General features: G+C 57.0%; 1 protein-coding gene. It reads right to left on the reverse strand.

Translation table 11 applies throughout. The annotated features are described in order from the left end of the window. On the reverse strand, window positions 1–553 hold a 553-nt coding region (locus DEQ92_RS21265; protein WP_233516932.1), incomplete at its 3' end, for an ABC transporter substrate-binding protein. Window positions 554–653: the final 100 nt, after the last annotated feature.

Consider the following 653-nt stretch of genomic DNA (forward strand, 5'->3'; position numbering starts at 1 on the left):
CACCACCCGATTTCAGTTGGGTCGAGCGGACGCTTGCTTCCGGGACGACTTGGTAGACGAGCCGGTCGAGATACGGCAGTTGACCAGCCTCGCCCTCGCGGAAGTAATTCGGGTTCTTCTCGAATACGAACTTTGAGCCTCCTTGTGACTCCTCGGGAACGTACTGGAACGGCCCCGTCGCCCAGGCACCCGTGTCCGTCGTCCCAAGGCTCTCGCCGTGTTCCTCCAAGGATTCTGGCGGAATGATGGAGAACCACGCGAATGCGGACATCGACGCCTGCTTGTACAGAAACGGTGCGTACGGTTCTGCAAGGTTGAACGTTACTTCGTACTCGCCGGTCTTTTGAACCGTCTCTTGGGGGTCGATCCCGTCACCGACGAGCGTCCCAACGTATGCGCCACGGCCTGCCGCCCCGTATTCTTTGTCTAGAATCTTGCGGAAGTTCCATACGACGTCCTCAGCAGTCATTTCACGGTTGTATGGTTCGTGGAACTGCACGCCCTCACGAATTTTTACCGTATATTGCTTCCCACCGTTGGATATCTCGGGCATTTCCGCGGCCAAATCCGGCTTGAGTTGGCCCTCGGGAGTCACCCGATATAGTGAGTTCGACAGGTTCTCACACATCGTAATGCCGGTGGTAAACGAGACC

Source organism: Haloferax sp. Atlit-6N, from assembly GCF_003383195.1.
Lineage (GTDB): Archaea > Halobacteriota > Halobacteria > Halobacteriales > Haloferacaceae > Haloferax > Haloferax gibbonsii.